The sequence below is a fragment of the Micromonospora sp. NPDC047557 genome (assembly GCF_043205095.1).
Lineage (GTDB): Bacteria > Actinomycetota > Actinomycetes > Mycobacteriales > Micromonosporaceae > Micromonospora.
In genome coordinates this window covers 1-8,665 of record NZ_JBIDDK010000031.1, presented here as the reverse complement: position 1 = coordinate 8,665, position 8,665 = coordinate 1, and the positions used below count along the sequence as shown (strand labels likewise).

Genomic DNA, 8,665 nt, shown 5'->3' with positions numbered 1-8,665 from the left:
CAGTCACCGGTCATCAGGTACGCGACCCGACGCCAACGGTCCATCGTGGTGCGGACGTACGCGGTGTATTCCTCGTCGGCCGCTGCCTTGTCGCTTTTTCGGAACAGCACCCGCAGGTCATCCCTTCAGTCGGTACGCGTTGACGATCGTCTGACGGACCGTGTTGCCGGCCGAATCCACGGCGAACGCCCGAAGCGAGACGAACCCACTGGCGGCCGGGTGGTCCACGGTCGCGGTCCAGGTGTTGCCACTGCGGACCAGGCGGGCCGGCTGCCACGTGTGACCACCGTCGTAGGAAACGTCGAGGGTCAGGCCCGCGATGGTTGCCCGCGGCACCTCGGTCTGCTGCTGCACCGTCACCGGGAAGCGGAACTGCCGGCCGGCCGGAGCCGCGTTCTGCTCGTCCAGCGCTGGCATGGACCGCACCGCCATGACCGGCAGGTGCTGAGCCTTGTCACCCGACACGGACGCGGAACGGAACGTCCAGGTCGCGCTGACCCGGGTGGACAGCTCCGCACCGGCGGCACGATTGTCCTCGGCCTCGAACCGGTAGTTGGCCGCCGTCGGCGGGACGTCATAGGTCCCGTATCCGGTTGGCGGCACCTCCACGCCGTCGCGGTAGAGGGCACGTCGCCTCGACTCGGTATCGGCAAAGCCGCCGTGGCTGAGCGTCCCGTCAGCGAACATCGGCGGAATCAGCCACAAACTGTTCGCGGTACGGGACATCCACAGATCGCCGTGGCTCGCCGTTGCGGGAAAGCCCGGACCGAACGGGGCCGCCAGCCACTGCTCGCGCTGTCCCCCGACCGGGTAGGCGGTGGGCGCGGACTCCTGGTCGATGTCGCCGCCCCGGAGTTCCGAGCTCCACCGGACGCCACCCTCGGTCGTGTAGTACTCGGTCCGGTCCCCCGGCGGAGCGACCAGACTGCTCCCACGCCAGCTGTCCTGGTAGTCGGGCAGCGAAGGTTGAGAGCTCTTCTCGACGGTCTGTGCGATGCGGTGCGTTGCCTGGACCACCGCCAGGTCACTGTGCTGCACCTGTCGGGTGAACCCGCTGGGCAACCGCCCCGGCGGATACCAGGCCAGGTTGTACAGGTGCGAGAACCCACCGTTCGCCGCGGTCTCGCCCCACCAGCTCAGCACCCGACCCTTCATCTCATCAGCCGGTAGGACGCCCCCCAGGTGTGCCGTGTAGAGCGGCTCGAAACCGCCCAGGCTGAACACCGAACTGGCGGACAGGGTGCCGTCCGGGAGGTGCCGGTAGAAGCCGACGCTCGATCCGAGCGGTTCCGCGCCCGACCTGGGCACCGAGACGCGGGCGCCGCGCTGAGCCACCCGGGCGTCGAGCGTGACGACCGTATCGCCGGTGAGGCGCAATTCCGGTTGGGTCAACAGACTGCTGTCGGATTCACCCGCAATCGTGCTGGTCAGGTGGTAGCGACCCGTGGGCAGCCGTACCGTGACCCTGCCGTCCGGGTCGTACGGCCACGTCGCACCCGAGGCGGTGACACCGTCCAGGAACGTCATGTACGACGGGGTCGGTGCGCCCGTACGGTCGAGGTGAGTCAGTGTGAGGTCGTAGCTCTCCGGCTCGCGGTCGACGACGAAAAGGGTACGCAGCGATGCGCCGTCCCCGGCCGCCCCTACCGTGCCGAGATGGACGCCCTCGGCGCCGGAGACCCGGGTGTCCGCGGTGAGGGTGGCCGTGGCGCTGCCACCTGCCGGCACGGTGAGCCGGCTTGGATGCACCCGGAACATGCCGGCGGGTGCGGGCTTCCCGTCCGGGCCGGTGGCGTCGGCGGCGAGGGTCAGCGTGACGGGCGCGCCGCCGGAATTGTGGTACGTCAGCGTGCGGTTCACCGGCTGGTCGTCGGTATGCGGCCAACGCTGCAGGCCGAGGTCGACGGTGGCCGGCTCGACCCGGACCGTCCGAGTCGACGCGGCGGCCACGTCGAGACGACCCGCCCCCTGCTCATGGACGGTCAGCCTCGGGTTCGGCACCGCCGCAGCCATCAGGCTCGCCTTGAGGTCAGCGGACCGCCAGCCGGCGTGTTGCTGGGCCAGCAGTGCGGCGGCCCCGGCGACGTGCGGGGTGGCCATGGAGGTGCCGGACATGCGGGCGTACGAGTCGCCGACCGGCTCGTCTGGTTGGGAGCCGGCGGCCCGGGCGGCGACGATGTCCACGCCCGGAGCGGTGATCTCCGGCTTGATCGTGCCGCCACCCGTCCGCGGCCCGCGACTAGAGAACCAGGCCAGGTCGTCGTTGGCGTCTACCGCGCCCACTGCCAGGGCGGCGTCGGCGCTGGCCGGCGAGCTGACCGTCCCCGATCCGGGGCCTTCGTTGCCGGCGGCGATGACGAAGAGCGTGCCGTGCTGGGCGGTCAGGTTGTTGACCGTCTCCTCCACGGGGTCCACCTCGGAAGTGTCGCCGCCGCCCAGACTGAGGTTGACCACCTTTGCCCCGCTGGTGGCGGCCCACTCCATGCCGGCCATGATGGCCGAGTCGGAGCACCCGTCCCAGGTGCAGACCTTGCCAGCCAGCAGGGTCGCATCCGGGGCGACCCCTTTGTACTTCCCGTCGGAGGACGCGCCCGAGCCGGCGATGATCGACGCCACGTGCGTGCCGTGACCCACGAGATCGTTGGTGTCCGCGTCCTCGGTGAAATTGCCGGTCGCGACGATCCGGCCGGCGAAGTCCGGATGGGCCGAGTCGATGCCGGTGTCGAGTACGGCGACCTTCACCCCCCGACCGGTGTACCCGGCCTGCCAGACGCTCGGGGCGCCGACCTGCGGCACGCTCTTGTCGAGGCTCACCCTGCGCCGACCGTCCAACCAGACCCGGCTGGTCGGTGCGCTACTCCGCACGCCCGGCGTCATGGTTGCCGAGAGCTCCGCCCAATACCGGCCCGCCTCGGGCTTCGCGACGTGCACCGCTCGACCCTTGACGCTGGGCAGTTCGCGGACCACCCGCCAACCGGCGCCGGCCGACGCAACCCCGGTTCTCGTGCCCACACCGGGGATCACCAGCAGCGGCACGTCACTCACCGATGCGTCGTCATAGCCCATCTCCAGCAGGCTGGTGATGTCAAACAGGCGGCGATCCACCCGTTTCGAGCCGATCAGTCCCAGCGCGTCAGCGGGGATCACGTAATCGTGGCCGGCCACCCGCTGCTGGTGAAAAATGACCTTCCGGCGTCCCGGGCCGGGCTCCACCAGGTAGCTGCCGTTGTGCACCCGCACGCGGTCGCCGGAAAGCAACGTCACGGTCCGCTCGCCGGAAAGCGCACCCGTCGCCGGCCGGTGGCCCGACCGGTCGCCGCCCGGCTGGGGAATGGCAGCGGCCGGTACGGCATCGCCCATCGCCAGGGACAGCGCCAGGACGGGAACCAACCCGCGCGCCACCGTCCGTCTCCATCTCGTCACTCGTCTCGTCCTATCTATCGATCCGAAGGTGTCCAAGAGGGAGTCGATGTCGGGACCGGATCTCGTTGTCCATTTCACCGATGATCTTTCGACCGGTAACGGGCTCGCTGTCGCCGCCGTACTGCGAAACAACTGAGGCCGAGAGCAAGGAGGTGGAGCTCGGCAGGATGCTGTCACCCCTTCGAGCAGCGCAGGGCCGCGGTGTCCCGGTGCTGCACCCGTGGCCGGAGCCGCTGCCCGCGTCGTGGTCCGGGCAGCTGGAGCGGCCCCAGCCGCTGCGGTACGCGCAGATGGAACCGAGCGTGGTGGTGGAAATCGAGGTTGACGTCGCGTTCGAGCACCAGCGGTGGCGCCACCGCATCCGCTACGTCCGGGCGCTGCCCGGGGCGTCGGTGTACGACGTGCCGCTGCTGGTCGGTGAGCAGGAGGGGTACTACGGCGGTAGTTGACTCGCCACATCGGCGATCCGCTCGACGGCGCCCATACGATCCGGCCACGACCAACAGACCGATCGGTATGCCGTGGGCGGCGGCCTTGCCCACGATCCACGTCGAGGTGTTCGGCTTTGCGCTGGGGTGGTGACCGTCGTCAGTACCCCGACCTCTGGTGGAATTGGGTGTTCGCGGCGTTGTACGGCCTCATGGTCGGCCTGAGCGTGTACGCCCGCTGGTACGTGACCCGCTAGCCGTAGAGCTGCACCCGGGCGGCGGCGGGATCGCCTTCGCGACGTAGCTGCTCCGGGTCGACTCCATGGACCTCGGCGTAGGCGTCCTCGTAGGACCAGCCCCCCTGCAATGGCCTGCATCGGAAACCCGCCGACCGACGAAGAGGGCAGCTGGTTTGACCGGGTGAGTGGATGCAGCGGGTCGACCACGAAACCTACGCCCGGGACTACCTGCAGTTCGCCGTCGGGAAGATCCTCGACCACCGGGGCAACTCGGCGAGCTGGTCGGTGGACAAGCTCGGCAAACTCGCCTGACTCCTCGGCCCGCGACGACATCGTGGCGGCGATGGACCACGCCGGCTACCCGACGTACGGGGCACCCAAGGTCACGGCGTTCGCCGACAGGTTCGGCTGGCCGTTCCTCGATGACCTCGACGGCCACGACAGGCAAGCCCTGACCCGGATGGCCGACAGACAGCCGTGCGATCCGCAAGGCTGCGAACAGGGTTGCGCCGACTGACCACGACCGGGCCACCGGCACCGCTCCTGGCCCTCAAGGTGCGCGCGTAGTCAGCCGGCGCCCCGCAATCCGGCACCCACGCGCCCATTCGACTCGATCGATAGGACTGCACCGGGTTCCATCGTCGGCGCCGACACCGCCCGCGCGATGCCGACACCGACCCGCACGCACCAACGGCGACCCGACGCGTCGCCGTAACCCTTCCAGCACCACCGGGGCTGGTTGCCCACCTGCCCGACCCGACCAGGGCGGCAGAGGTTGGCCCCACCCGTCTCCGCTGTGCGGTACCCACCGCCCGCGCACCCGGAGACGGGTGCGCGGGCACGACCCTCGGAAAGCGAGGCAATCATGACCACACCACGCCCGCCGGTAGCACCGGCCGGTCCCGCGCAGAACGACCCGGCCCCCGCCAGCGGCGCCGGCACCTCCACCAACGAGGCGCGCTCGTCGCGCCAGGCCGCGAGCAGCCGAGGTCCGTTCAGCGCTGGCAACTGCCGCAGCCGCTCATACATCTGCTCGTCACGTGCACTCACAACAACGAGGGCCGGCGTCAGCGGGGCGATCGGCACCACGGTGGCGACATCGCGGACCACCATGTCATAGGTCACGGTCGCCGCGGTCTGCGCATATTCAGCGGACAGCTCTCGCAGTCGACGCCATACCGCGGCGGCCCGCGGTGAGTCGCCCACCAGCGAAACCAGGCGGCTGACCACACCGGTGCGGTCGGCCTGGTCATCACCTTCCAGCCGTAATTCGATGATCCGCAGGGCCTTCAGCAGCTGCCACGTCAGCGCATCGCGTGTCGTGGTGTCCGGCAGCGGTATGCCGCCCTGCGCGGCTGCCGCCGCTACGGCGTCATCGAGAGTCTTCAGCCGCTTACGGATCTTGCCGTTAGTCGCCCTCGGCGCAAACACGGCCTTGCGGAACGCGGGATTGTCCGGCTGCCGACGCCGTTGCATCGAATATAGGGATGTTCTTCGATCGATTTGATCCACCGGGTACGTGTGGTTGAGAATCGACGCCGTGGAAGACGTGGATTTCTCTCAGGGCTGGGTCCCATTGCTGGGCCAACTTGACCGGCATGTGTCTTCCGGGCGACTTTCGCCGGACACAGCGGCGTTGCCCGATCTGATGAGCATCTACCAGGTGCCGGGGGTCAGCATTGCCGTCGGGCACGTGAGCGGGCGGGTGTGGGCGGCGGGGTATGGCGTCACGGGTGGCGAGACGTCGACGCCGGTGACCGCGGGCACCGCGTTTGCGGCCTGTTCGATCAGTAAGCATGTCGCCGCGTTCGGCGCACTGCTACTGATCCAGGACGGCGTCCTGGATCTGGACACCGACATCGGCGAGTACCTCACCTCGTGGCAACTACTCGACCGCGAGGGTCAGCAACCGGGAGTTACGTTACGACAATTGCTGGCGCACACGGCGGGTTTGTCCGACACCTGGTACCGCGGCTACGCCGCGGATAGCGCCCCGTCGCTGTTGCAGGTCCTGGAAGGCAGCGGCTCGACGACTACTCCACCGGTTCGGTCGACCCTGTTGCCGGGTAGCCGTTTCCGGTACTCGGGCAGCCACTACTCCGTGCTTCAGCAGCTGATGGTGGACGCGACCGGAACGCCGTTCGAAGATCTCATGCGAACTCTGGTGCTGGAACCGGTGGCTATGGCCGACAGCAGCTTCGACCAGCAGTTTCCGCACCAGCGACCGCATCTGGTGGCTCGTGGCCATCACGGTGGCGGCACCGGGATCCCCGCCGGGTGGCGAACGCAACCGGAGACGGCCGCAGGCGGACTGTGGAGCACCCCGACCGACCTGCTCCGGCTCGACCTCGAGATCGCCCGGGCGGCCTCGGGAGACTCGAAGCTGCTCGACCGCGACCTGGCCACCCAGATGTGGACACCGCAGATTCCTGGCGGCACCTACGGGCTCGGCACTGAGGTCGATGACAGCGCCGGGCACCGGCGTTTCGGGCACACCGGGTTGAACGTTGGGTATACCTGCTTTTCCTACGTGTGGCCCGACAGCGGCACCGCGGTCGCCGCGATGACCAACTCTGAGGATGGATGGGAGGTGCTGGCCAGCATCCGCGCCGCTGCGGACCGTCGGTACGCCACCAGTGTCACAGCCGCGCCGCTTAGTGACGTGACGGGCCGCTACGTCTTACACGACGACTACCCGATCGACATCGCGGTCACCAACGGCCAACTGACCTTTTCCGCTGCTGCCCAGCAACCGGTTGTGCTGCTGGCAGACCCAGACGGTCGCTACCTACACCCAGGACTCGATCTGGAAGTCCGATTCCTACAGACCAACGGCCAGCCTTACATCCTGGAACTGCGACAGGAAGGAGTCACGCAGACCGCGACACCGTCAACCAAGCAGCCAGAATAGCTGGGTATACACCTGTCAGCTTGCGGCGGCCGACGATGTGCCGCCCTCTGTTCGTATACGAGTCGCGGATCAACCTCGATCCGTTGCGCTGCCAAGCGCAACTGCGAGGCTTACCGCACTCTGCGGAGTCGCAAGGGATCGGGCGACGGACAGCCAGGCGTGGGCGGCCATGGACAGGGTGATGTGGGCGTACCAGGCCCGCCAGTCACGGACTTGGTACTCGTCGAGGCCGGCTTCGTTCTTGGCTTGCTGGAAGCACTCCTCGATCGCCCATTGGGCCCCGGCGATGCGGGCCAGGTCGACCAGGCGGGTGCGGCGGGGTCCGTAGCAGACGTAGTAGGCGATCTCCCCGGTCGTCATGCTGCGCCGGGCGAGCAGCCAATGACCCCGGCCGGGTTGCCAACAGATCCGCACCGGCACCCGCGCCCACCAGTACTCGCGGGGGGCCGTGGGCCCCGGCTCCGGCGGACAGGCGGCACCACGCGCGGGCCGGCAGGGCGGCGATGAGTTGGTCGGCGTGGGCGGTGCCCATGCTGGTGGTGATCATGTCGTCGTTGCGGCGGGTCGCGACCACACAGGCCACATCCCGTTGTTCCAGCCACACCCGCAGGGATTTCGACTGCCCGTAGGCCTCGTCCATCGTCACCCACCCGACCGGCACCCCGGCATCCAACGCGCGGGCCAGCATGTCCCGGGCCATCTGCACCTTCGTGGCGAACTGCACCTCGCCCGGGATACCAGCCGCCCGGCACCGATCCCGATCATCGGTCCACGACGCCGGCAGGTAGAGCTGCCGGTCGATCAGCGCGTGGCCCTTCGCTGACCGGTAGGCCAGGAACGTTCCGACCTGGCAGTTCTCCGTCCGCCCCGCGGTGCCGGAGTACTGCCGTTGCACCCCGGCCGACCGGGTGCCCTTCTTCAGGAACCCCGTCTCATCGACGATCAACACACCCGCCGGGTCACCGGGGTGCTCGATCACGTAGTCCCGCACATCGTCACGGACCGCGTCGACGTCCCAGTCCGCCCACCGCAACAACCGCTGCATCCCGTCCGGCGACACATCCCCGGCCTGCTCAGCCAGAGTCCAGCCGTTTTTGCGCCCCAGACCGGACACCAGGCCGCACAGGTACTGCCGCGCACGCCGCCGCGGCTCCGAACGGCGAAACCGAGGCCCGATCCGGGCATGCAGCCGGTCCAACTCGCCATGCCACTGATCGACATCAACATCCGTCACAGGCTGACCAACGAACGCGAACCGAACTCGACTCGCCTACTGCCGTTGCAGTACTGATATGTAGAGCAGTTTGTCAAGAGGGAAGGCGGGGTTGGCGTCCGGAGTAGAGGGCTCCGGCCGCTGTTCTTCGTTGTGGGCCAGGCGGTGCGGTCGGTCGTGAGCGTGTCGTTTGCGACGCGCGGTCAGACTGATATACGCGGGTTGGTTACCTGCAGGACGGGCTGTTCGGCTGGAGCGTCGCGCTGGTCTAGAAAATCGAGCGTGGCACCGCGAAGCGTTGCTGCTCTTAGAGCTCCTAACGAAATGATGTTGGGCGTGTCCTCGGGACGTGAGGATCGTTCTGTCTGAACGTGAGGAGGGGTGAGCAGCCGCCATGGATCGTCTCGGATGCACTCTGGGCCGAGATCGCACCGTTGCTGCCACCCCGACC

The 8,665-nt window shown here is 68.4% G+C and carries 6 protein-coding genes and 1 pseudogene; 4 read left to right on the top strand and 3 right to left on the bottom strand.

Features of this window, described 5'->3' with window-relative positions; translation table 11 throughout:
- Window positions 1-117 precede the first annotated feature (117 nt).
- Window positions 118-3,402 (bottom strand): S8 family serine peptidase, encoded by a 3,285-nt coding sequence (locus tag ACGGAQ_RS32555; protein ID WP_393056075.1) that lies wholly within the window; start codon window positions 3,400-3,402, stop codon window positions 118-120.
- Between the two features lie 188 nt (window positions 3,403-3,590).
- Here ACGGAQ_RS32555 and ACGGAQ_RS32550 point away from each other — a divergent pair, with 188 nt between their 5' ends.
- The 3 genes from ACGGAQ_RS32550 to ACGGAQ_RS32540 all read left to right on the top strand — a co-directional run bounded on the left by ACGGAQ_RS32550 (window position 3,591) and on the right by ACGGAQ_RS32540 (window position 4,607).
- The gene (locus ACGGAQ_RS32550) at window positions 3,591-3,872 is read left to right on the top strand and encodes a hypothetical protein (RefSeq protein WP_393056072.1); all 282 of its coding nucleotides are present in this window, start codon (window positions 3,591-3,593) and stop codon (window positions 3,870-3,872) included.
- 407 nt (window positions 3,873-4,279) lie between these two features.
- Window positions 4,280-4,402 (top strand): hypothetical protein, encoded by a 123-nt coding sequence (locus ACGGAQ_RS32545; protein WP_393056069.1) that lies wholly within the window; start codon window positions 4,280-4,282, stop codon window positions 4,400-4,402.
- Between the two features lie 31 nt (window positions 4,403-4,433).
- The gene (locus ACGGAQ_RS32540; protein WP_393056066.1) at window positions 4,434-4,607 is read left to right on the top strand and encodes a hypothetical protein; all 174 of its coding nucleotides are present in this window, start codon (window positions 4,434-4,436) and stop codon (window positions 4,605-4,607) included.
- Between the two features lie 50 nt (window positions 4,608-4,657).
- Here the strand turns inward: ACGGAQ_RS32540 and ACGGAQ_RS32535 are convergent, their stop codons facing one another.
- Entirely contained in the window at window positions 4,658-5,602 is a 945-nt protein-coding gene (locus ACGGAQ_RS32535; protein WP_393056063.1) for a hypothetical protein, read from the bottom strand.
- Between the two features lie 28 nt (window positions 5,603-5,630).
- On the opposite strand from ACGGAQ_RS32535, the gene ACGGAQ_RS32530 reads away from it, so the two are divergent.
- Window positions 5,631-7,001 carry a serine hydrolase domain-containing protein gene (locus ACGGAQ_RS32530; RefSeq protein ID WP_393056060.1) on the top strand — a complete coding sequence of 457 codons (1,371 nt, stop codon included), beginning with the start codon at window positions 5,631-5,633 and terminating at the stop codon, window positions 6,999-7,001.
- 69 nt (window positions 7,002-7,070) lie between these two features.
- On the opposite strand, the pseudogene ACGGAQ_RS32525 reads toward ACGGAQ_RS32530, so the two are convergent.
- Window positions 7,071-8,235 (bottom strand): annotated as a pseudogene (locus tag ACGGAQ_RS32525) (IS701 family transposase).
- Window positions 8,236-8,665: the final 430 nt, after the last annotated feature.

Coding starts and splice junctions, on each gene's coding strand:
- ACGGAQ_RS32550 (WP_393056072.1), top strand. CDS start 3,591: ATGCTGTCACCCCTTCGAGCAGCGCAGGGCCGCGGTGTCCCGGTGCTG.
- ACGGAQ_RS32545 (WP_393056069.1), top strand. CDS start 4,280: ATGCAGCGGGTCGACCACGAAACCTACGCCCGGGACTACCTGCAGTTC.
- ACGGAQ_RS32540 (WP_393056066.1), top strand. CDS start 4,434: ATGGACCACGCCGGCTACCCGACGTACGGGGCACCCAAGGTCACGGCG.